The organism is Nonomuraea basaltis (genome assembly GCF_005893125.1).
Lineage (GTDB): Bacteria > Actinomycetota > Actinomycetes > Streptosporangiales > Streptosporangiaceae > Nonomuraea > Nonomuraea basaltis.
Window position 1 is genome coordinate 1 of sequence record NZ_VCJS01000665.1, and the last position, 396, is coordinate 396.

General features: G+C 71.2%; 2 protein-coding genes. Both read right to left on the reverse strand.

The features are described from left to right. The coding region (locus EJK15_RS69935; protein ID WP_138720998.1) for a hydroxyisourate hydrolase at positions 1-144 on the reverse strand (144 nt) is incomplete at its 3' end. After that, a partial coding sequence (locus EJK15_RS69940) for a 2-oxo-4-hydroxy-4-carboxy-5-ureidoimidazoline decarboxylase (RefSeq protein WP_276615641.1) occupies positions 141-396 on the reverse strand: 256 nt, incomplete at its 5' end. The genes EJK15_RS69940 and EJK15_RS69935, both read right to left, overlap by 4 nt.

Here is a 396-nt window from a genome sequence, read left to right on the forward strand (position 1 = left end):
CTCCGGCTCCCACCCCTTGATGCGACCGTCATCGTCCGTCGGCCCCTCGGCCACGACCTGACCGTCGCCTCGCTCGAGTCGTACCCGGACGCCGGCGGCCGGCCGCCCGGTGACCGCGTCCAGCACATGCGTCGAGAAGCTCACCGCTCTCCCTCCAGCAGCTTGAGCAGCCGCAACCGAGTGATCTTCGCCAGCTCGTCCCGCACGACCGCCCGCTCGCCCTCCTCATCATTACCCAGCCGCTCCCGCAGTCTGGCCAGCATCTGAGCCCCGGTCAGCCCGGTGGCACAGACCAGATACACATGCCCGAACCGCGCTTCGTAGTCCCGGTTCCCCTCGGCCAGCGCCTCCCGCAGCTCGTCCTCGACCCCGGCCTGCTCCCGCCGGGACCACGCC